The organism is Ruegeria sp. BHSC029, from assembly GCF_059613085.1.
The window spans coordinates 138,530-160,088 of record NZ_JBXWRU010000006.1 but is presented as its reverse complement, the minus strand read 5'-3'; the positions used below and the strand labels follow the sequence as shown (position 1 = coordinate 160,088).

The following is a 21,559-nucleotide window of genomic DNA, read 5'->3' as shown; positions in this document are numbered from 1 at the left end:
CAGCATGACCGAACAATCCTCGAACCAGATGTGGGGCGGCCGCTTTGCCGCCGGACCAGACGCGATCATGGAGGCGATCAATGCCTCGATCGGGTTCGACCGACGGATGGCGGCCCAGGACATCGCGGGCTCGCGTGCCCATGCCGCCATGCTGGCCGCCACGGGCGTGATTAGTGATAGTGATGCCGAGGCCATTCGGGAAGGGCTGCTCACCGTTTTGTCAGAGATTGAACGTGGCGAGTTCCAGTTCTCGACCGCGCTGGAAGACATCCACATGAATGTCGAGGCGCGGCTGAAAGAGATCATCGGCGCGCCCGCAGGCCGCCTGCACACGGGCCGCAGCCGCAATGACCAGGTGGCGACCGATTTCAAACTGTGGGTCCGCGATCAGCTGGACGCCGCCGAATCCGGCCTGCTGGCCCTGATCCGCGCGCTTTTGGCGCAGGCCGAGGCCGGGGCCGATTGGGTCATGCCCGGATTCACCCACCTGCAGACCGCGCAGCCGGTGACCTGGGGCCACCACATGATGGCCTATGTCGAGATGTTCGGCCGCGACCTCAGCCGCGTGCGCGACGCGCGGGCGCGGATGAACGAATGCCCGCTGGGTGCTGCGGCGCTGGCCGGCACGTCCTTCCCGATCGACCGGCACATGACGGCGCAGGCGCTGGGCTTTGACCGGCCCGCCGCCAACTCGCTGGATGCGGTCAGCGATCGCGATTTCGCGCTGGAATTTTTGTCGGTGGCCTCGATCTGCGCGGTGCATCTGTCGCGGTTCGCCGAAGAACTGGTGATCTGGTCCTCGGCCCAGTTCCGCTTTGTCACCCTGTCCGACCGGTTCTCGACCGGATCGTCGATCATGCCGCAGAAAAAGAACCCCGACGCCGCCGAGCTGATCCGCGCCAAGGTGGGTCGGATCTTTGGCGCCAACACGGCGCTGATGATGGTGATGAAGGGCCTGCCGCTGGCCTATTCCAAGGACATGCAGGAAGACAAGGAACAGGTCTTTGACGCCGCCGACAACTGGATGCTGGCGCTGGCCGCGATGGAGGGCATGGTCAAGGACATGACCGCCAACCGCGACAGCCTGGCCGCTGCCGCCGGCTCGGGCTTTTCCACCGCGACCGATCTGGCCGACTGGTTGGTGCGGGTGCTGGGCCTGCCCTTCCGTGATGCGCACCACGTCACCGGATCGCTGGTCGCCATGGCCGAAAAGAAGGGCTGCGACCTGCCCGATCTGACGCTCGAGGACATGCAATCGGTCCACGCGGGCATCACGCAGGATGTCTATTCTGTCCTTGGCGTGGATAATTCGGTAAACTCGCGCCAGTCCTATGGCGGTACGGCCCCGGACCAGGTCCGGGCGCAGATCGCCCGCTGGAAGGAGATGCTGGAATGACAATCTTGCGTGTGATTGCCCTGATCGGGGCCGCCTTCACCTTGGCGGCCTGCGGCGCTGACGGAGAGCCCGTCCAGCCGACCCTGAACGCCAATGTGGGCGTTTCGACCAGTGGCACATATGTGAGCGGGGGCGTCGGCCTGCACCGAGGCCCCCTCAGCGTGTTTCTGGGGATCTGAACGCTCTGCGGTTGAAAGCGACGTGCCAGTCGCCATTTAGCAAGTGATCCAACAAATGAAGGCAGCGAAATGAAACCACTCGGCCTTATCCTGTCGCTTGCCATACTGGCGGCGTGTGAGACCACGAATCCGCCGCGTTCGCAGCCAGTAGAAGAGCCCGCGCGCTCGGGGGCTGGGGTGTCCGTATCCGGATACGCGCGGGCCGGGGTGTCGACGAATTTCTGAATGAGCCGTTGATGCGTTCAGCCGGCCACTGGGTGCCCGCGCTGCCGCAGACACTCGATCAGAATGTCACGCCGGGTGTTGCGCATCTCGGCGGCTCCGGCGACGGCACCTGCCGCTGATCCCACTGCTGCGCCGGCTATGGCGCCTTCTGTGTTTCCAACCGTGTCGTCCGAAATGCCTGCCAGTGCGCCGATCCCGGCGCCTATCAAGGCCTGTGTCCAGGTTTCCGGGTTCCACAGGTCCTGGGACTTGGCCAATGCGCGGCACTGATCCAGATCGGCGGCGTAAGCCGGGCCCGGCTCGGCAGACAGGACGGGTTGGTGTTGGGCCCCGGTGCCGCTGCATGCGGCTGTGACCAGGGCCAGCGGCAAGACGGTCAATGTGAATCGTTCCTTGAACAGCATGAGTTGTCTTTCCTTGTCGGTATTCCGGCGGGACCCGGAGCCACTTCCTTTTGCTGTGGCTTCGGCCCCTATACGAGGGCGTGCCGGGCGGGTTCAGATGTGGCCCAGGCCACGATGAGCCAAGGCCACGATGTAGAAAGCCAGGATGAAATCCAGAATCTCGATCAGTCCCAGCATCAGCGGAATTGAGTCGGGTGATGTGGGGAAGACGTGACCCAGGTCCAACAGGACCACGAAGATGTATCCCCAGGCCGCCACGATGGCGCCCCAGCTTGCCGTTGCCGAACCGCGCAGCATGGCCACCGCCGACCCCACGGCCAGCAGGGCAAGCGCGATCAGAAAGGCGTTGAAACCCCAGAATACCGTTCCGCCCAGTCCGGAAAAGTCGCGGGTCTCGATCGGGCCGCCGGGGACCAGCGTGACAAAGCTGGCAACGAGGACAAGCATCAGTTTGGCGGCTGTCGCCGTGGGTTGGGACGCCATAGGCCGCGTTGGGCCGGTGTTGATTTGTGACGAATGCACCATGACAGAATCCTTTTAATGACTTGCGGGTCATAAATGGAGATGGCGTTACTGACCGTCAAGTCATTAAAAGATTGAATTTGCGTGACGCCGCGTCCAATCTGCGTCAAGAGAGGCGCGCCGGAAGAAAATCGGGGGGCAAGATGCCGAAGATCGTCGATCGCGAAGAGATGCAGGGGCGGATATTGGATGCCGCCATGGCCTGCTTTCTGGATCAGGGCTATCACGCCACCAAGATGCAGGACGTGGCCCATCAGGCCGGGATGGCCAAGGGCACGTTGTATCTGTATTTCCAAAGCAAGGAGGCTTTGCTTCTGGCGTTGCTGCAGCGGTATTTCGAGGATATCCGCGCTCGCATCAACGACATCCCGGCCCCGCAGACGCTGGACCAGTTCATGACCGGGCTACGTCTGTCCATGCCCGCTGACCGTCTGGCGGCGACGCGGCTGTTCTTTGACGTGCTGGGCCCCGGATTTCAGGACCCGCGCGCGGCCGAGATCATCGGCGGGTTCTTCGCCTGGCTTGCCGATCATTATGCTGCTCAGTTCGCCCCATTGATCCGCGCGGGTGAAATCCGCGGCGATCTCAGTGCGCTGGCCGCCGCGCAGGCGGTGACGGCGATGCTGGATGGATTAGTAATCCATCTGGCGATCTTCGGGGGCGATGAAAGCGATTTTGAAGCGCGGCGCGACGCGACCCTTTCGTTGCTTGAGGCCGGCCTGCGCGGATAAGCCGTTGCGCCCGACTTCTGTGCGGTTCGCACCGGATTGCATGCCCGCGATGCAAATCCCGTTGATCCACAGGCCTGTTTTGGTCTAAGCGCGCAGATATGGATCACTTTCTCTACCGCGATGGCGTGTTGTGCGCCGAGGACGTCCCGGTCGCCGAGATCGCGGCTGCGGTCGGCACGCCGTTCTATGTCTATTCCACGGCGACGCTGCTGCGGCACTACAACCTGTTCGACGAGGCGTTGGCAGGTACCGACCACGTGGTCTGTTATGCGATGAAGGCCGCCAGCAACCAGGCCATTCTGAAAACGCTGGCGCAAGCCGGCGCGGGGATGGACGTGGTTTCGGGCGGCGAGTACCTGCGGGCCAAGGCAGCGGGTGTGCCGGGCGAAAAGATCGTGTTCTCGGGCGTCGGCAAAACGGCCGAGGAAATCCGCATCGCGCTGACCGGCGGGATTCGCCAGTTCAACGTCGAATCCGAGCCCGAGATGGAGGTGATCAACGCCGTCGCGCAGAACCTGGGCGTGATCGCGCCGATCACTGTTCGGGTGAATCCGGACGTCGACGCCAAGACGCACGCCAAGATCGCCACCGGTAAATCCGAAAACAAATTCGGCATCCCGATCGCCCGTGCACCCGAGGTCTATGCCCATGCGGCCAGCCTGCCCGGCCTCAAGGTGGTGGGCATCGACGTGCATATCGGCTCGCAACTGACCGATCTTGAGCCATTCCGCCTGGCCTACTCCAAAGTCGCCGAGCTGACCGAACAGCTGCGCGCACAGGGCCACGACATTCACCGTCTGGACCTGGGTGGCGGGCTGGGCATTCCCTATGCCCGCTCGAACGAAGCACCGCCGCTGCCGTTGGAATACGGTGCGATGATCAAGGAAACGCTGGGCCATCTGGGCTGCGAGATCGAGATCGAGCCGGGCCGTCTGATCGCGGGCAACGCGGGGCTGATGGTGTCGAAGGTGATCTATGTGAAGTCGGGAGAAGGGCGCGATTTCCTGATCCTCGACGGGGCGATGAACGATCTGATCCGCCCGGCCATGTACGACGCCTATCATGACATCGTTCCCGTCATCGAGCCCGCGCCGGGGGTCGAACAACGCCCCTATGACATTGTCGGGCCGGTCTGCGAGACCGGGGATACCTTTGCGAAACAAAGGGCGATGCCACCGCTGAACCCGGGGGATCTGGTCGCATTTCGCAGCGCCGGCGCCTATGGCGCGGTTATGTCCAGTGAATACAACACCCGGCCCCTGATCCCCGAAGTTCTGGTTCATGGCGATCAATTCGCGGTTATTCGTGAACGGCCAACCTTTGACGAAATCATAAACCGCGATACCATACCTGAGTGGCTGTGACGCGATAACCGCGCGGGCCCGACCCGGAGGCCTGACGTGACCGACACTCGCAACCTGCCGATCCCCAGACTGTCCCTGTTGCTGACGCGCACGGGGATGCTGGCCGAGCAGGTGATGCGCGCTTTTTGGCCGTTCCTGTCGATTGCGGCCCTGATCATGGCGGCCTTGCTGCTGGGCCTCCACGACCTCGTCGGCGTTGAAACCGTCTGGATCATCGGAGCCGCATCCATTCTGGCGTTTACGGTTGCATTGGTCTGGGGCGCGCGGAGGTTTCGGTTCCCTACCCGCACGCAGGCGCTTGTCCGACTGGACGAGACACTGCCGGGCCGTCCCATTCAGGCGTTGCTGGACGATCAGGCCATCGGGGCGATGGACGAAGATTCGCGCGCTTTGTGGCAGGCCCATCAGGCGCGCATGGCCGCCCGCGCCGCGCGGGCAGGACCGGTCAAGCCTGACCTGAACCTTGCCGCTCGTGACCCCTACGCGCTGCGCTATGCGGCGCTTTTGGCGCTGGTGGTCGGATTGCTGTTCGGATCGTTCTGGAAAGTTGGATCGGTCGCCCAGATGACACCCGGCACGGCCGTAGCCGGCCAAGGCCCCAGCTGGGAAGGCTGGGTCGAGCCACCTCGCTATACCGGCCTGCCGACGCTGTATCTGGCCGATCAATCCGGTCCGACGCTGACAGTGCCACAAGGCAGCCGCGTCACTTTGCGCTTCTATGGCGAGGTCGGCGCGCACAGCTTGACCGAAACCAGTTCCTCCGCTTCCACCACGACAGCAACCGATCCGGATCAGGAGTTTGTCGTCGAGCGTTCGGGCCGATTGTCGATCGAGGGCCCTGCAGGACGTGACTGGGGTGTCGAGGTCATTGTGGACGCGCCGCCGGTAATCGCCGTGGCCGAACCCGCCACCGCCGAGGCTGGTGGCCAGATGAAACTGCCGTTCTCGGCGCGTGACGATTATGGCATCCTGTCAGGCACCGCGTTGATCGAGTTGGACCTGTCTGCGGTCGATCGTCGCCATGGTCTGGCCGTTGAGCCCGAACCTCGCGACGCGGTCACCGTCGACCTGCCCATGCCGATCGCTGGTGACCGGAGCGATTTCACGGAAGATCTGATCGAGGACTTTTCGGAACACCCTTGGGCGCACCTGCCGGTCAAGATTACCCTTTCGGCCGTCGATGCCGCTGATCAGGTGTCGGAGTCGGATGTCTACCGAACCGACCTTCCTGCCCGCCGGTTCTTTGATCCGCTGGCTGCGGCGGTGATTGAACAGCGCCGCGATCTGCTGTGGTCGCGCGACAATGCCAAAAGGGTGGCTCAGCTATTGCGGGCTGTTTCGCACCGGCCCGAGGATGTCTTCCGTTCGGAAACCGCATATCTGCGACTGCGCTACATTCTACGCCGGTTGGAAACCTTTACGGAATTCGGCCTGGGCCCCGAACAGCAGACCGAGATCGCGCAAGCCTTGTGGGATCTGGCCATCCTGATCGAAGAAGGCACGCTCGCCGATGCGCTGGAGCGGATGCGTCGCGCTCAAGAACGTCTGACCGAAGCGATGCAGAACGGTGCCAGCGATGAGGAGATCGCCGAGTTGATGCAGGAACTGCGTGAAGCGACCGACGAGTATCTTCGTCAGCTGCAGCGGCTGGCGCAGGAAAACCCGGACGGCCAGCAGGGCCAGCAGAACCAATCCGGTGAATCCATGCAGATGACGCAGGATGACCTTCAGCGGATGATGGACCGGATCCAGGAACTGATGGAGCAGGGCCGCATGGCCGAGGCCCAGCAGGCGCTGGAGGAGTTCCAGCAGATGATGGAAAACATGCGGGTGACCCAGGGCCAGGGACAGGGGCAACAATCCGAAGGCCAGCAGGCCATGGAAGGATTGGCCGAAACCCTGCGTGAGCAGCAGGGCCTGAGCGACGAGGCCTTCCGTGACTTGCAGGAGCAATTCAATCCCGGCGCGCAGGCCGGTGAAAGCCAGGGCAATGAAGGCCGCTCGGGCGGTCAGGGGCGCGGCCAGAGCCATGAGGGTCAGGGCGGCCAGGGCCAAGGATCGGATCAGGCGGGCGAAGGCCAGCAAGGGCAAGGGACTCTGGCTGACCGCCAACAGGCGCTGCGCGATGAACTGAATCGCCAGCAGCAGAACCTGCCGGGCGCCGGAACACCCGAAGGCGACGCCGCACGCGAGTCGCTGGGGCGTGCAGGTCGTGCCATGGATGAGGCCGAAGATGCCCTGCGGAGCGACGACCTTGCCGAAGCGATCGACCGCCAGTCCGAAGCAATGGAAGCGTTGCGCGAAGGGATGCGCGAGCTGGGTGAGGCCATGGCCCAGAACCAGCAGAACCAGCCCGGTCAGGGTACGCAGGAAGGCGACATGCAGGCCAACAACCGCGATCCGCTGGGTCGGAATCCGGGCGCTGCGGGCTCGATCTCGACCGAGGAGAACCTGCTGCAGGGGGATGATGTGTACCGCCGTGCCCGCGAGTTGCTGGATGAAATCCGTCGCCGCACGGGCGAAACCGACAGGCCCAGGATCGAACTGGAATACCTCAAAAGGTTGCTCGAGCGGTTCTGACCGGCAGAGTTACTCGGTCGCGGAGCCAGCCTGCGATTCCAGCCAGATCCGGGCCTGATCGACCATCGAGACATACGACTGCAACACAGGCTCGGCCTGGGGAACTGCCTCGCTGATCTGGCGGGCGTTGCCGTAGATCAGGAATAGGATGACCCCGATGATCAGGATCAGCGCAAAGCCCCGCAGGAACCCGCCCGATTTCCGCGGCGGGGCTTCGGCGGGCTCTGCCGCGGTCGGGGCGTCGTCGCTGCGCAAAGTCGAATTGATGCTGTCCACATCCGGCAGCGCCTCTTTCTGACCGGTTCCCGAGGCGGTTTCGGTCGCCGCAGGAGGTTTGGGCTTGGGGGCCGGTTCCGGCTGCTGATCCAGGCCCAGATCCGGCTGGCTTTCCAGGCCGGACCCTTCCTTGGCGCGCAGTTCGGCCTCACGCGCGGCTTCCTCTCGCAGGATTGTCGCAACGGCCGGATCGACGTTGCCGGTCGGAGCGGCTGGCCGGGCTTCGTCCGTGGGTTCGGGATCGGGCTGTTCGGCTTCGACCTGTTCGTCTTCTGCCTGCTCCGGTTCCGGCGCAGCAGCTTCGGCGGCCGGCGGCTCAGACGTATCCGAGGGCGCGCTTTCGGCCGGCCCATCATCGGTTTCGGCCGCGACAGGCTCAGCCTCCGGGTGTTTGGGTTGGAACCAGGTCTGCTCGCAGCTCGAGCATTGCACGTCTCGGCCTTCTTCCGGAATGACCTCATCCGGAACCTCGTACTGGGCATTACAGTTCGGGCATGTTAGTCGCATACTGCCTCCCCGGCCGCCAGCGGCCTGTCGTCGTTTTTCCAAGAATGATAATCCGTTAAGGCGAAACAGCAAAGCGCGTTTTCGGCCCGGTGGATCAGGTGTCGCCAAATGGACTCGGTGCAGGCATTGAAACCGTGGTCGTGCTCGGGCAAGAAGGGCGCAAGCAATATTGAGGGCAGGCGTGATCGAGCTTGAAAATGTCAGCTACAGCTATGGCGGCGGTGAACTTCTGAGCAATGTCTCGGTCCAGTTGCAGCCGGGGTCGTTCCATTTTCTGACCGGCCCGTCCGGAGCGGGCAAAACGACCCTGTTGAAACTCTGCTATGGCGCGTTGCTGGCCAGTTCGGGGCGGATCAGCGCCTTTGACCAGGACATTGCCCGACTGGACCGGGACCAGATGGCCCTGCTGCGCCGCCGCATCGGTGTCGTTCATCAGGACTGCCGGTTTCTGGACCACATGACTCTGGCTGAGAATGTCGCCCTGCCACTGATGGTGTCGGGACGCTCTGTCGAGTCCGAGCAGGAAGATCTGACCGAACTCCTGTCCTGGGTCGGTCTTGGTGGCCGCCTGGACGCACTTCCGCCGGAGCTTTCGGGCGGCGAGCGGCAACGGGCTGCACTGGCGCGGGCGGTCATCCTGTCACCGGACGTGGTGTTGGCCGACGAACCCACCGGCAACGTCGACTGGGAGATGTCCCAGCGTCTGCTGCGTCTGCTGATCGAGCTGAACCACATGGGAAAGACCGTTGTGATCGCCACCCACGATCTGAGCTTGATCCGGGCGGCCAAAAGCCAGGTGCAGGCCCGGGTTCTTCGGATCTCACAGCGGCGGCTACAACTGGCGGGGGCGGATCTATGATTGCCGATGACATTCGCGCCCTGCTGCGCCGGGACGCCCGGGCCGACCGCGTGGTGCCGCCAACCGGATTTACGGCGCACCTGACCCTTTTCGTGTCAGGTGCGATGGCCTTTCTGACAGTATTCGCGCTGGCTCTGTCGCTGGCCTCGGGCCGGTTGGCCGATCGCTGGGCCTCGGAATTGGCCGGAGCAGCCACTCTGCGGATCAATGCGCCTGCTGAACAGCGTGCCGCGCAGACCGAGGCCGCTCTGGAGGTTCTGAAACAGACCTCAGGCGTGGCCTCGGCCCGCGCGCTCAGCGCCGAAGAACAGGCCGCGCTGCTGGCCCCCTGGTTCGGGCCCGATCTGCCGCTGGACACGCTGCCGGTGCCGCAGCTCATCGAAATCATCGAGGGCGAACCGGGGTTGGACACGATGGGCCTGCGCCTTCGGCTGGCGGCCGAGGTGCCAGGCGCGGTTCTGGATGACCATTCCCGCTGGCGCGAGCCGCTGGTCGATGCAGCCACCTCGTTGCGGCGGTTGGGCTGGATCTCGATCCTGCTGATCGGCGGGGCCACGGCGGCGATGATCACGCTTGCGGCCAATGCCTCGCTTGCGGCCAACGCCCAGATCATCGAGGTGCTGCGTCAGGTCGGTGCACGCGACCGTTTCATCGCCGGTGCTTTCGTGCGGCGCTTCACCTGGCGCGCGTTTTTCGGTGCCGTGGTGGGGACGGTTCTGGGCCTGACCGGGGTGCTGCTGCTGCCCGAGGCATCGGATGCGGGTGGTTTCCTGACGGGCCTTGGATTCCAGAGCGCCGACTGGTTGTTGCCCGCTGTGATCCCCGTTTTGGGCGCAGCCGTGGCCTTTGCCGCCACATGGTTGGCGGCCCGTCGCAAATTGAAGGAGCTTTCGTGATGGCAATGGCGGTCCAATGGGTGCGCTCGCTGATCTTCATGGTCACGATCTACGCATGGATGGCGGTTCTGGGCCTGGTGTTCGCGCCCTATGCGCTGTTCTCCAAGCGCGGGGCGCTGCGCGCCTGCAAGACCTATGCGCGCACGACCATATGGCTGGCGCGCTGGATGGTGGGCATTCGCGGCGAGGTGCGCGGCAACGCGCCCACGGGTGAAGTGGTGATCGCCGCCAAGCATCAATCCTTCTTCGACATCATCCTGATCTTCGACGCGATCCCCCATGGGAAGTTCATCATGAAGCGCGAACTGCTGTGGACCCCGATCATCGGCATGTATGCCCGTCGACTGGGTTGTATTCCGGTCAATCGCGGCAAGCGAGGCGCGGCAGTGGCCAAGATGGTCAAGGACGTTTCCAAAGAGTTTACCGAGCCCGGGCAACTGGTGATCTATCCGCAGGGCACCCGTGTGGCGCCGGGGGTCTACAAGCCCTACAAGGTCGGCACCGCCGTTCTGTACGAGGGGCTGGGCTTCCCCTGCGTGCCGGCGGCCACCAATGTCGGTGTCTTCTGGCCTCGGTCGGGGATTCTGCGCAAACCCGGCCATGCGATCGTCGAGTTCCTCGACCCGATCGAACCGGGCGTTGATCGCGACTCGTTCCTGGCCCGGCTGGAAGAGGTGATCGAGACGCGTTCGAACGCGCTGATGCGCGAAGTGGGGTTTGATCCGGATGCAGTACATCAATGACATCACCGCGCTCGAGGCGCTGTACGGCACCCCCGGCGCGGCCTCGATGCGGAAGGTTGCGCGGCAACTGACGCCGCTCTACCGCAAATGGATCATGGCGTCGCGGCTGTGCGTGCTGTCCACAGTGGGCCCCGAAGGCGTGGATGGCAGCCCCCGGGGCGATGACGGCCCGGTGGTCATGGAACTGGACCCCGGTACCCTGGCCTTGCCCGACTGGCGCGGCAACAACCGCCTGGACAGCCTGCGCAACATCGTGCGCGATCCGCGTGTGGCGCTGATGTTCATGGTGCCCGGCTCGAACAACGTGGTGCGGGTGAACGGTACCGCCCGGTTGACGGCCGACGCCGACCTGCGCGCCCGGTTCGAGAAAAAGGGCAAGCAACCGGCCACGGTGATCGTTATCGAAATCGGGGAAATCTACACGCAATGCGCCCGGGCCCTGATGCGGGCTGAAACCTGGACCGGCGGCGATCTCAGCGCCGGGTTGCCGACGGTGGGCGAGATTCTGGCCGAGGTGTCGCAGGGCGAAGAAGGCGGCGCACGCTATGATCGCGAATGGCGCGCGCGCGCCGCAAAGACGATGTGGTGATCACGCTGCCGCCGCGCCCAGCCGGGTGACCCGCGCGATCCATTTCTGAACGCTGTCCTGCTTGGGGTAGCTGGCACCGGAAAACCAGGTGAACCGCGTCGGCTTGAACCCGACGAACCCCAGAACCTGCCCGCGCATCTGGTGAATCAATGCCCTGCGGTAAACCAACCGCATGAACCAGCCCGGCGTGTCCGAGGTGATGATGACGCGCGCCGATCGGCCGTCGAGCATCGGCGCCGGAAATCCCAGTTTGTTGGGATTGCGGGTGTCGAACGTACGGCCCGGGATGAACATCCGGTCGATCAGCCCCTTGAGCTTGGCGGGCAGGCCGCCCCACCACATGGGCGTGGTCAGAACCAGGTGATCGCTCCATTCGAAATCCTGCAGAACCTGTTCCAGAACCGGCTCCAGCGGTTTGAAATCATGATAGTTGCCCTGTCCGAAATCGAAATCGAACTCCAGCTCGCTGAGGTGGACGATCTTTACGTCATGGCCCTTGGCGCGGGCGGCTTCGGCATAGGTGTCGGCAAAGGTGCGCGACAGGCTGCTTTCGGCGGGGTGACCGTCGAGGATGAGAATTTTCTTGGGCTGCATCGGGGTTCTCCTAAAATTGACCACGGTCAGTTTATAGAATCAAAAATTGACCACGGTCAATATTAAATTTGACCACGGTCAAAAAACATGCGAACAAGCCTAATGCAGAAGACGATTCAGAAACGAACCCTGAAGACCCGCGCCAAGCTGCTACAGGCGGCGGCGGACGTGGTGCAGAAAAACGGATACCAGGCGTTGCGCGTGGAAGAGGTGGTACAGGCCGCCGGTGTGGCCAAGGGCACCTTCTTTGCCCATTTCCACGACAAGGACGCGCTGATGGAGATCCTGATCGGCGAAAAACTGGACTCCTGTCTGGATCAGGCGCAGGCGTCGGAAACGCCGAATACCGTGCCGCAGATTATAGTGGCCCTGGCCCCTGTGCATGATTTCATGATGTCCGAACGCTATGTGTTCGACCTGCTGATCCGTTATTCCGGTGCCGCCGCGATCTCTGAAATCGGGCCGATCGCCTATTGCTTCGAGAAATACTTCCGGATCGTGATGATGTGGCTGGATCAGGCCGAGGTTAGACAGGACGTGTCGACTGACCTGCTGGCCGAGGGCGTGCAGGCCTTTGCCATCCAGGCCATGTCACTGAAATTCTGCGCCCTGCATTCGGCGACCACATTCACCGACCGGCTGGAAACCTATCTGCGGGCGTGGCTGACTCCGGCGGCCTGACCGCCGGAGCCGAACTCATCAGGCGTGGATCGGACCATCGCCGCAGGCCAGCGCCGCTTCGCGCACGGCCTCGGAATAGGTCGGGTGCGCGTGGCAGGTCAGCGCCAGATCCTCGGCCGAGGCGCCGAACTCCATCGCAACGCAGACCTCGTGGATCAGGTCGCCCGCGCCGGGGCCGATGATGTGGCAGCCCAGGATGCGGTCGGTCTCCTTGTCGGCCAGGATCTTTACGAACCCGTCGGCAGCAAAGTTCGCCTTGGCGCGGCCATTGCCCATGAAGCTGAACTTGCCCACCTTGTAGGCGCGGCCCTGCTCCTTGAGGGTGGCTTCGGTCTCGCCGACATTGGCGACCTCGGGCCAGGTGTAGATCACGCCCGGAATGACGCCATAGTTCACGTGCCCATGCTTGCCCGCGACCACTTCGGCGGCGGCCATGCCTTCGTCCTCGGCCTTGTGGGCCAGCATCGGGCCTTCGATCACGTCGCCGATGGCGTAGATGCCCGGCACGTTGGTCTGCCAGTCCTTGCCGACCTTGATCTGGCCGCGCGGAGTCAGCTCGACCCCCAGCGCCTCCAGACCCAGCCCGTCATGGAACGGCTTGCGCCCGGTGGCGACCAGAACGGTGTCGGCCTCGATCACGTGCTCGCTGTCATCCTTGCGCAGCTTGTAGGTCACCTTGGCCTTGGTCTTGGTGGCCTCGGTCTTTTGCACGGCGGCGCCCATGACGAAGTTCAGGCCCTGTTTTTTCAGGATGCGCTGGAAGGTCTTCTGCACCTCGGGGTCCATGCCCGGGGTGATGACGTCCAGATATTCGATCACCGTCACCTCGGCGCCCAGACGCTGATAGACCGAGCCCAGTTCCAGCCCGATCACGCCTGCGCCGATCACCACCAGCTTTTTCGGGATCTTGCCCAGCTCCAGCGCGCCGGTCGAGGTCACGACGACCTTTTCGTCGACCTCGACGCCGGGCAGCGACGCCGCCTCGGAGCCGGAGGCGATGATGATGTTCTTGGCCTCATGCACCTCATCACCGACCTTGACCTTGCCCGCCGCCGGGATCGAGCCCCAGCCCTTGAGCCAGTCGATCTTGTTCTTCTTGAACAGGAACTCGACGCCTTTGGTGTTGGTGTCGATCACGTCCTGCTTGTAGGCCAGCATCTGTTTCCAGTCGACCGAGGGGCTTTTGCCCTGGAGGCCCATCTTGGCAAAATTGTGCTCGGCCTCGTGCAGCTGATGGCTGGCATGCAGCAGCGCCTTGGACGGAATGCAGCCCACGTTCAGACAGGTGCCGCCCAGCGTCTCGCGCCCTTCGACGACGGCGGTTTTCAGGCCCAGCTGCGCGCAGCGGATGGCGCAGACATAGCCGCCGGGACCGGCGCCGATTACGATGACGTCATAGTTAGCCATTTTGTTCTCCCAAATCCGCGGAGTGTTCTTTTTGAAAAGGCGACCCACGGGGTGGATCGCCTGGGTGCCTGTTCAGACGGGTGTCAGAACCTTCACCTGAATATGTGCGACGCCGCCACGTTCATGGTGCATGGCCAGCTCTTCCGATTCGATGAAGCTCTGGGCCCGGTCCAGATCGGTAATCTCGAACAGGGCAACCGCATGATCGCGCTGTTCGGGGTCTTTCCAGACGTGCAGATCGACAATCCCGGCCGCCTTGCGCATCGGCTTGTCCTCGCGGAACACCTTCAGCCAGGCGTCGAAATCGGCCACGTCTGCCTGCCAGAGTACGTGCGTCGCCATGATCACAGATCCATCAGCAGACGGCGCGGGTCTTCCAGCGCCTCTTTCACGCGCACCAGGAAGGTGACCGCGCCCTTGCCGTCGACGATGCGGTGGTCATAGGACAGCGCCAGATACATCATCGGACGGATCTTGATCTCGCCATTGATGACCATCGGACGTTCCTGAATCTTGTGCATGCCCAGAATGCCCGACTGCGGGGGATTCAGGATCGGAGAGGACATCAGCGAGCCATAGACGCCGCCATTCGAGATGGTGAAGGTGCCGCCCTGCATTTCGGCCATGCTCAGCTTGCCGTCACGGGCGCGTTTGCCCTTCTCGGCGATGGCTTTCTCGATCTCGGCGAACGACATGCGGTCCGCATCGCGGATCACCGGAACCACGAGGCCCTGCGGAGTGCCGGCGGCCACGCCCATGTGGACGTAGTTCTTGTAGACGATGTCATTGCCGTCGATCTCGGCATTGACCTCGGGCACCTCTTTCAGGGCGTGGCAGCAGGCCTTGGTGAAGAAGGACATAAAGCCCAGGCGCACCCCGTGCTTCTTCTCGAACTGTTCCTTGTACTGATTGCGGAGGGCCATCACCTCGGTCATGTCCACCTCGTTGTAGGTGGTCAGGATCGCGGCAGTGTTCTGCGCGTCCTTCAAACGCTTGGCGATGGTCTGGCGCAGGCGCGTCATGCGCACGCGTTCCTCGCGGGCGGCGTCCTCGGCGGCGACGGGCGCGCGCGGGGCTGCGGCCGGTGCCGGTGCCGCCGCGGCAGGGGCAGCGGCGGTTGCGACGGCGCGGGCCACGTCTTCCTTCATGATGCGACCATCGCGGCCGGTGCCGGTGACCTGATCGGCCGACAGGCCGGCTTCGGCCATGGCCTTTTCGGCCGACGGCGCATTGGCCACGTCTTTGCCGGTTGCGGCTGCTGCGGGGGCAGGGGCTGCCGCGGCTTGCGCAGCCGGTGCGGCACCTGCTTCAGCGCCCGAGATCACGGCAAGCTTGGCGGTCGCGTCGACCGTCTCGCCCTCGGGGGCCACGATCTCCGCGAGTACACCCGCAGCCGGAGCCGGGACCTCAACCGAGACCTTGTCGGTCTCCAACTCGCACAGCATTTCGTCCTGTGCGACGGTATCGCCGACCTTCTTGAACCAGGTCGATACTGTCGCTTCGGTGACGGACTCACCCAGTGTCGGAACCATCACGTCGACGCTGCCGCCCGAGGCCGCAGGTGCCGCTGCCGGCGCGGCTTCAGCTTTTGGAGCGGGGGCCGCACCCTCACCGGCCTGGATCGTTGCCAACAGCGCATCAACGCCGACCGTCTCACCTTCGGCGGCTACGATCTCGCCCATCACGCCGGTTGCGGGCGACGGAACCTCGACGGTGACCTTGTCCGTCTCAAGCTCGCACAGCATCTCATCCACGGCGACGGCATCGCCGGGTTTCTTGAACCAGGTTGCGACCGTGGCTTCGGTGACGGACTCGCCCAGCGTGGGAACACGAACTTCAATCGTCATCGTTAATTATCCTTCAATGGTCAGCGCTTCGTTCACCAGCGCTTCTTGTTGGGCTTTGTGTTGGCTGGCCAGACCCGTCGCGGGCGAGGCCGAGGTGGCGCGGCCGGCATAGATCGGCCGGGTATGCTTGGCGCCGATGCGGGACAGGACCCATTCGATATTGGGTTCAATGAATCCCCAGGCACCCTGGTTCTTGGGCTCTTCCTGGCACCAGACCATCTCGGCCTGTTTGAACCGCTCAAGCTCGTTGATCAGCGAATGGGCCGGGAACGGATAGTATTGCTCGATCCGCAGCAGATAGACGTCGTCGATCCCGCGCGCATCGCGTTCTTCAAGCAGGTCGTAGTAGACCTTGCCCGAACACATCACCACGCGCTTGATCTTGTCGTCGGGCACCAGCTGGGTGTCCGAGTTGCCTTTTTGCGCGTCGTCCCACAGCACCCGGTGGAAGCTGGACCCGGTGGTGAAGTCCTCGGCATTGCTGATCGCCAGCTTGTGGCGCAGCAATGATTTGGGCGTCATCAGGATCAGCGGCTTGCGGAAAGTGCGGTGCAGCTGACGGCGCAGGATGTGGAAATAGTTCGCAGGCGTGGTGCAGTTGGCGACGATCCAGTTGTCCTGGCCGCACATCTGCAGGAACCGCTCCAGTCGCGCCGACGAGTGCTCGGGGCCTTGCCCCTCGAACCCGTGCGGCAGCAGGCAGACCAGACCGGACATGCGCAACCATTTGCTTTCGCCCGAGCTAATGAACTGGTCGAACATGATCTGCGCGCCGTTGGCGAAATCGCCGAACTGGGCCTCCCACAGAACCAGCGCGTTGGGCTCGGCCAGCGAATAGCCGTATTCGAAGCCCAGCACCGCGTACTCCGACAGCATCGAGTCGATCACTTCGTACTGCGACTGTCCGGCGCGGATGTGGTTCAGGGGATAGTAGCGCTCCTCGGTCTCCTGGTTGATGAAGCCCGAGTGGCGTTGGCTGAAAGTGCCGCGGGTAGCGTCCTGCCCCGACAGGCGTACCGGATAGCCCTCGGTCAGCAAAGACCCGAAGGCCAGCGCCTCGCCGGTGGCCCAGTCAAATCCCTGACCGGTTTCGAACATCTGTTTCTTGTGTTCAAGAAGGCGGCCCACCGTCTTGTGCAGTGCAAAGCCATCGGGCACCGTCACCAGCGCCTTACCGACCTCGGCCAGCGTATCCGGCGTGATTGCGGTGTCGCCGCGGACATATTCTTCCTTGTTCTTGTCCAGATGCGACCACCGGCCATCCAGCCAGTCGGCCTTGTTGGGTTTGTAGTCCTTACCGGCCTCGAACTCGTCGTTCAGATGCGCCTGGAAGGCGGCCTTCATGTCCTCGATCTCACCCTCAGGGATCAGACCGTCCATGACCAGCCGCTCGGTGTACAGCGACAGCGTGGTTTTGTGGGTCTTGATCTTCTTGTACATGATCGGGTTGGTGAACATGGGCTCATCGCCCTCGTTGTGACCGAACCGGCGGTAGCAGAAGATGTCGATGACCACGTCCTTGTGGAACTTCTGGCGGAACTCGGTCGCGACCTTGGCCGCGTGTACCACCGCCTCGGGGTCGTCGCCGTTCACGTGGAAGATCGGCGCCTCGACCATCAGCGCGATATCGGTCGGGTACGGGCTCGACCGCGAGAAATGCGGCGCAGTGGTAAAGCCGATCTGATTGTTCACCACGATATGCATGGTGCCGCCGGTCTTGTGACCGCGCAGACCAGACAGGCCAAAGCCTTCGGCCACGACACCCTGGCCGGCAAAAGCCGCGTCGCCGTGGAGAAGAATGCCCATGACCTTGCTGCGATCGGTGTCGCCAAGCTGGTCCTGCTTGGCGCGGACCTTGCCAAGAACAACCGGGTTCACGGCTTCGAGGTGGGACGGGTTCGCAGTCAGCGACAGGTGCACGGTGTTGCCGTCGAACTCACGGTCGCTGGACGCACCGAGGTGATATTTCACGTCGCCCGACCCATCCACGTCCTCGGGCTTGAAGCTACCGCCCTGGAACTCGTTGAAGATGGCGCGGTAGGGTTTGCCCATCACGTTGGCCAGGATGTTCAGACGTCCGCGGTGCGGCATGCCGATCACGATATCGCTCAGGCCCAGGGCGCCGCCACGCTTGATGATCTGTTCCATCGCGGGGATCAGCGCCTCGCCCCCGTCCAGACCGAACCGCTTGGTGCCCATGTATTTCACATGCAGGAACTTCTCAAAGCCCTCGGCCTCGACCATCTTGTTCAGGATCGCCTTGCGGCCTTCCCGCGTGAACGAGATTTCCTTGCCATAACCTTCGATCCGCTCTTTCAGCCAGGCGGCCTCCTCGGGGTTCGAGATGTGCATGTACTGCAGCGCGAAAGTGCCGCAATAGGTGCGCTTCACGATCTCGACGATCTGGCGCATGCTGGCCATCTGCAGACCCAGCACGTTGTCGATAAAGATCGGCCGGTCCATGTCGGCATCGGTAAAGCCATAGGTCTTGGGGTCCAACTCGGGATGGTTGGTCGCGGCGCGCATGCCAAGCGGGTCCAGATCAGCGGCCAGGTGACCCCGGATCCGATAGGCCCGGATCAGCATCAGCGCGCGGATCGAATCCAGCACGGCGCGCTTGATCTGTTCGTCACTGACATCAACCCCTGCCTTGGCGGCCTTTTCCTTGATCTTGTTGCCAGCTGCCTTGGCGTCGACCTCGATCCACTCGCCGGTCAGGGCGCCGGTCAGGTCATCATTCGGCATCGGTGGCCAGTCGGGGCGCGCCCACGACGGCCCTTCGGCCTCTTTCTGGACGTCCGGTGCCGCGTCTCCCATCTGCCGGAAAAACTCGGCCCAGGCCGCATCGATCGCGCCGGGATCCTTTGTGTACTGGGCGTATAGCTGCTCCAGGTACTCGGCATTGTGCCCCTGCATGAAGCTCGAGGCATGGAAGGCAGAATTGGGCGAGTGTTCGGTCATTGGGTTACCTCATATGGGTTGGGACCGTATTTGTTGGTGCCTGGCTGGCTGGGGCGGGACAGCCACCACAGAACCAGGAGGGGCGACACCAGAAGAACAAGCAGTGTCGGAATGACGATCAGCAGCGTGGCGCGCGTGAACAGGATGTCGAGGCTTCCGCCATGCTGGAAGCTTGAGGCGAGGCCGATGCCGAAGACCAGAACGGCAAAAGCCCCAAGGATCAAAAGGATCGGCAGCAGCGCGTAGAGACCGTTGCGCCCGGTGTCATGCATGCGCCGCCACGCCACGGTCAGATGCGGAAAGAACACGATCAGTGACACGATGCTCTGCACCGGCTGGCTGGATGTTGCGGTCACCTCGACCGAGCCTTCGGATTGCACGGTCGTGACCTGCCCGAAGAAATGCCAGTCGATCACCGTGGCGATTGCGCTCCAGACCAGAATGAACAGAAAAAAATACCAATACTCGGGGCGAGAGGCCCGCCCCGAGAATGTGAAGTATTTGGAGAAACACGTTTTGACGGCTTCGTTGAAGGTCATGTGTTTCGCTCCGCTGAGGCCAGCCCACGCAAGGGGCCGGCGGTTTACTTGCCGATTGCTTCCAGCACAGCCTCACCCAGCTGCGCCGGGCTTTCGGCCACGACGATGCCGGCGCTGCGCATGGCTTCGATCTTGTCCTCGGCACCTCCTTTGCCGCCGGCAACAATCGCGCCCGCGTGGCCCATGCGGCGGCCCGGAGGCGCCGTGCGGCCGGCGATGAAACCGGCAACGGGCTTCTTGCGGCCCCTCTTGGCCTCATCCGCCAGGAACTGCGCGGCTTCTTCCTCAGCCGAGCCGCCGATCTCGCCGATCATGATGATCGACTCGGTCTCGTCATCGGCCAGGAACCATTCCAGCACGTCGATATGCTCGGTGCCTTTGATTGGGTCGCCGCCTATGCCCACGCAGGTGGACTGGCCCAGACCCACATCGGTGGTCTGCTTGACCGCCTCATAGGTCAGGGTGCCGGAACGCGACACGACGCCGACCGAGCCACGCTTGTGGATGTGGCCGGGCATGATGCCGATTTTGCAGGCGTCGGGCGTGATGACGCCGGGACAGTTCGGGCCGATCAGGCGCGATTTGCTGCCTTCCAGCGCGCGCTTCACCTTCATCATGTCCAGAACCGGGATGCCTTCGGTGATGCAGACGATCACTTCCATCTCGGCGTCGATGGCTTCGAGGATCGAATCCGCGGCAAACGGAGGCGGCACATAGATCACGGTGGCGTTGGCTTCGGTCACGTGCTTGGCTTCGTGGACCGAGTTGAACACGGGCAGGCCCAGATGCTCCATCCCGCCTTTGCCCGGGGTCACACCGCCGACCATCTTGGTGCCATAGGCGATGGCCTGTTCAGAGTGGAATGTGCCCTGCGAGCCGGTAAAGCCCTGACAGATCACTTTGGTATTTTCGTCGATGAGGACTGCCATTTGGCGTTCTCCTGTTTTCGGCGGGATCTGACCCGCCAGCATTCATCGGAATGGCGGGCCGCGACCCGCCCTGATTTATCGGGTTCAGCCTTTGACTGCCTTCACGATCTTCTCGGCACCGTCTTTCAGGTTGTCCGCCGCGATCACGTCCAGGCCAGAGGTGTTGATGATCTCTTTGCCTTTTTCGACATTCGTGCCTTCCAGACGCACGACCAGCGGAACCTGCAGGCCGACCTCTTTCACCGCGGCGACCACGCCCTCGGCGATGACGTCACAGCGCATGATGCCGCCGAAGATGTTGACGAGGATGCCTTTGACGTTGGGATCAGACGTGATGATCTTGAACGCCTCGGTCACTTTCTCTTTGGTGGCGCCGCCGCCGACGTCGAGGAAGTTGGCAGGCTCCGCACCGTAAAGCTTGATGATGTCCATCGTCGCCATCGCCAGACCCGCACCGTTGACCATGCAGCCGATCTCGCCGTCCAGCGCGATGTAGTTCAGGTCGTATTTGCTGGCTTCCAGTTCCTTGGGGTCTTCCTCGGTGGTGTCGCGCAGTTCGGCGATGTCGGGGTGGCGGTAGACCGCGTTGCCGTCAAAGCTCAGCTTGGCATCCAGCACCTTGAGGTCGCCACCTTCGGCTACGATCAGCGGGTTGATCTCCAGCATCTCCATGTCCTTCTCGACGAAGGCCTTGTACAGGATGCCCATCAGACGCACGCATTGCTTGACCTGCGCGCCTTCCAGACCCAGCGAGAAGGCGATGCGCCGGCCGTGATACGGCTGGTACCCAGTGGCCGGGTCAACCGAGAAGGACAGGATTTTCTCGGGCGTCGCTGCGGCTACTTCTTCGATGTCCATACCGCCTTCGGTCGAGCACACGAACGAGATGCGGCTGGTCTGGCGGTCCACCAGCAGGGCCAGGTACAGCTCGCGCTCGATGCCCGATCCGGCCTCGATGTAAACGCGGTTGACCTGCTTGCCTACGGGGCCGGTCTGGTGGGTGACCAGCGTGCGGCCCAGCATCTTCTTGGCTTCTTCGGCGGCTTCTTCCACCGATTTGGTCAGACGGACACCGCCTTTTTCACCGGCATCGGCCTCTTTGAAGTGACCTTTGCCGCGGCCGCCCGCGTGGATCTGTGCCTTGACCACCCAAAGGGGGCCGTCCAGTTCACCGGCGGCTGTTTTGGCTTCCTCGGCGCGCAGAACTGCACGTCCGTCGGAGACCGGAGCGCCATAGCTGCGAAGAAGAGCCTTGGCCTGATATTCGTGAATGTTCATCGAAACTGTCCCGTCTGACTGCGATTAGATCGTTATAGGGGTGTCTAGTGGT

The 21,559-nt window shown here is 63.1% G+C and carries 21 protein-coding genes; 10 read left to right on the top strand and 11 right to left on the bottom strand.

Annotated features, from left to right (window positions below; translation table 11 throughout):
- Positions 1 to 4: 4 nt before the first annotated feature.
- Both argH and AC2FML_RS15735 read left to right on the top strand, forming a co-directional pair.
- Entirely contained in the window at positions 5 to 1,396 is a 1,392-nt protein-coding gene (argH, locus tag AC2FML_RS15740; protein ID WP_496783821.1) for an argininosuccinate lyase, read from the top strand.
- Positions 1,393 to 1,575, top strand: a complete 183-nt coding sequence (locus AC2FML_RS15735; RefSeq protein ID WP_170360096.1) for a hypothetical protein — start codon at positions 1,393 to 1,395, stop codon at positions 1,573 to 1,575. Before argH ends, AC2FML_RS15735 begins: the two co-directional genes overlap by 4 nt.
- A gap of 242 nt (positions 1,576 to 1,817) precedes the next feature.
- Here AC2FML_RS15735 and AC2FML_RS15730 read toward each other — a convergent pair whose 3' ends face one another.
- Both AC2FML_RS15730 and AC2FML_RS15725 read right to left on the bottom strand, forming a co-directional pair.
- Positions 1,818 to 2,204 (bottom strand): glycine zipper family protein, encoded by a 387-nt coding sequence (locus tag AC2FML_RS15730; RefSeq protein WP_496783820.1) that lies wholly within the window; start codon positions 2,202 to 2,204, stop codon positions 1,818 to 1,820.
- Positions 2,205 to 2,297: 93 nt separating this feature from the next.
- Positions 2,298 to 2,729, bottom strand: coding sequence for a DUF8051 family protein (locus tag AC2FML_RS15725; protein WP_480771291.1), 432 nt, complete (start codon positions 2,727 to 2,729; stop codon positions 2,298 to 2,300).
- Between the two features lie 140 nt (positions 2,730 to 2,869).
- Between AC2FML_RS15725 and AC2FML_RS15720 the strand changes: the two genes are divergently transcribed.
- The 3 genes from AC2FML_RS15720 (at position 2,870) to AC2FML_RS15710 (ending at position 7,401) form a co-directional block, all read left to right on the top strand.
- A complete protein-coding gene (locus AC2FML_RS15720) occupies positions 2,870 to 3,457 on the top strand; it encodes a TetR/AcrR family transcriptional regulator (RefSeq protein ID WP_170342937.1) in 588 nt (195 codons plus the stop codon).
- 98 nt (positions 3,458 to 3,555) lie between these two features.
- Positions 3,556 to 4,821, top strand: coding sequence for a diaminopimelate decarboxylase (gene lysA / locus AC2FML_RS15715; RefSeq protein WP_496783819.1), 1,266 nt, complete (start codon positions 3,556 to 3,558; stop codon positions 4,819 to 4,821).
- Between the two features lie 36 nt (positions 4,822 to 4,857).
- Positions 4,858 to 7,401 carry a TIGR02302 family protein gene (locus tag AC2FML_RS15710; protein ID WP_367646323.1) on the top strand — a complete coding sequence of 848 codons (2,544 nt, stop codon included), beginning with the start codon at positions 4,858 to 4,860 and terminating at the stop codon, positions 7,399 to 7,401.
- A gap of 9 nt (positions 7,402 to 7,410) precedes the next feature.
- Here AC2FML_RS15710 and AC2FML_RS15705 read toward each other — a convergent pair whose 3' ends face one another.
- Positions 7,411 to 8,184: a zinc-ribbon domain-containing protein gene (locus AC2FML_RS15705; protein WP_170391846.1), complete on the bottom strand. Its 774-nt coding sequence runs from the start codon at positions 8,182 to 8,184 to the stop codon at positions 7,411 to 7,413.
- Positions 8,185 to 8,365: 181 nt separating this feature from the next.
- On the opposite strand from AC2FML_RS15705, the gene AC2FML_RS15700 reads away from it, so the two are divergent.
- From AC2FML_RS15700 to AC2FML_RS15685, 4 genes are read left to right on the top strand one after another with little or no spacing between them, the layout of a single operon-like run.
- Positions 8,366 to 9,043 (top strand): cell division ATP-binding protein FtsE, encoded by a 678-nt coding sequence (locus AC2FML_RS15700; RefSeq protein WP_170342228.1) that lies wholly within the window; start codon positions 8,366 to 8,368, stop codon positions 9,041 to 9,043.
- Positions 9,040 to 9,939 (top strand): cell division protein FtsX, encoded by a 900-nt coding sequence (locus AC2FML_RS15695; protein WP_496734264.1) that lies wholly within the window; start codon positions 9,040 to 9,042, stop codon positions 9,937 to 9,939. Before AC2FML_RS15700 ends, AC2FML_RS15695 begins: the two co-directional genes overlap by 4 nt.
- A complete protein-coding gene (locus AC2FML_RS15690) occupies positions 9,939 to 10,682 on the top strand; it encodes a lysophospholipid acyltransferase family protein (RefSeq protein ID WP_496783818.1) in 744 nt (247 codons plus the stop codon). The genes AC2FML_RS15695 and AC2FML_RS15690 overlap by 1 nt, the downstream gene beginning before the upstream one ends.
- Positions 10,666 to 11,271 carry a pyridoxamine 5'-phosphate oxidase family protein gene (locus AC2FML_RS15685; protein WP_496783817.1) on the top strand — a complete coding sequence of 202 codons (606 nt, stop codon included), beginning with the start codon at positions 10,666 to 10,668 and terminating at the stop codon, positions 11,269 to 11,271. Before AC2FML_RS15690 ends, AC2FML_RS15685 begins: the two co-directional genes overlap by 17 nt.
- Here the strand turns inward: AC2FML_RS15685 and AC2FML_RS15680 are convergent, their stop codons facing one another.
- Positions 11,272 to 11,865, bottom strand: coding sequence for an NAD(P)H-dependent oxidoreductase (locus AC2FML_RS15680; RefSeq protein ID WP_496783816.1), 594 nt, complete (start codon positions 11,863 to 11,865; stop codon positions 11,272 to 11,274).
- 102 nt (positions 11,866 to 11,967) lie between these two features.
- On the opposite strand from AC2FML_RS15680, the gene AC2FML_RS15675 reads away from it, so the two are divergent.
- Positions 11,968 to 12,546 (top strand): TetR/AcrR family transcriptional regulator, encoded by a 579-nt coding sequence (locus tag AC2FML_RS15675; protein ID WP_170436054.1) that lies wholly within the window; start codon positions 11,968 to 11,970, stop codon positions 12,544 to 12,546.
- A gap of 18 nt (positions 12,547 to 12,564) precedes the next feature.
- On the opposite strand, the gene lpdA is transcribed toward AC2FML_RS15675, so the two are convergent.
- The 7 genes from lpdA to sucC all read right to left on the bottom strand — a co-directional run bounded on the left by lpdA (position 12,565) and on the right by sucC (position 21,507).
- The gene (lpdA, locus tag AC2FML_RS15670) at positions 12,565 to 13,953 is read right to left on the bottom strand and encodes a dihydrolipoyl dehydrogenase (protein WP_496783815.1); all 1,389 of its coding nucleotides are present in this window, start codon (positions 13,951 to 13,953) and stop codon (positions 12,565 to 12,567) included.
- A 72-nt stretch (positions 13,954 to 14,025) separates the two neighbouring features.
- Complete coding sequence (locus AC2FML_RS15665; protein WP_170342212.1) at positions 14,026 to 14,295, bottom strand: hypothetical protein; 270 nt, start codon at positions 14,293 to 14,295, stop codon at positions 14,026 to 14,028.
- 2 nt (positions 14,296 to 14,297) lie between these two features.
- On the bottom strand, positions 14,298 to 15,800 hold the full coding sequence (gene odhB / locus AC2FML_RS15660) for a 2-oxoglutarate dehydrogenase complex dihydrolipoyllysine-residue succinyltransferase (protein WP_496783814.1): 1,503 nt from the start codon (positions 15,798 to 15,800) through the stop codon (positions 14,298 to 14,300).
- A 6-nt stretch (positions 15,801 to 15,806) separates the two neighbouring features.
- Complete coding sequence (locus AC2FML_RS15655; protein ID WP_496783813.1) at positions 15,807 to 18,761, bottom strand: 2-oxoglutarate dehydrogenase E1 component; 2,955 nt, start codon at positions 18,759 to 18,761, stop codon at positions 15,807 to 15,809.
- Positions 18,758 to 19,300: a DUF805 domain-containing protein gene (locus AC2FML_RS15650; protein ID WP_496783812.1), complete on the bottom strand. Its 543-nt coding sequence runs from the start codon at positions 19,298 to 19,300 to the stop codon at positions 18,758 to 18,760. Before AC2FML_RS15650 ends, AC2FML_RS15655 begins: the two co-directional genes overlap by 4 nt.
- A 44-nt stretch (positions 19,301 to 19,344) precedes the next feature.
- Positions 19,345 to 20,229, bottom strand: coding sequence for a succinate--CoA ligase subunit alpha (gene sucD, locus AC2FML_RS15645; protein WP_170360120.1), 885 nt, complete (start codon positions 20,227 to 20,229; stop codon positions 19,345 to 19,347).
- 84 nt (positions 20,230 to 20,313) lie between these two features.
- Positions 20,314 to 21,507, bottom strand: coding sequence for an ADP-forming succinate--CoA ligase subunit beta (gene sucC, locus AC2FML_RS15640; RefSeq protein WP_093963486.1), 1,194 nt, complete (start codon positions 21,505 to 21,507; stop codon positions 20,314 to 20,316).
- Positions 21,508 to 21,559 lie beyond the last annotated feature (52 nt).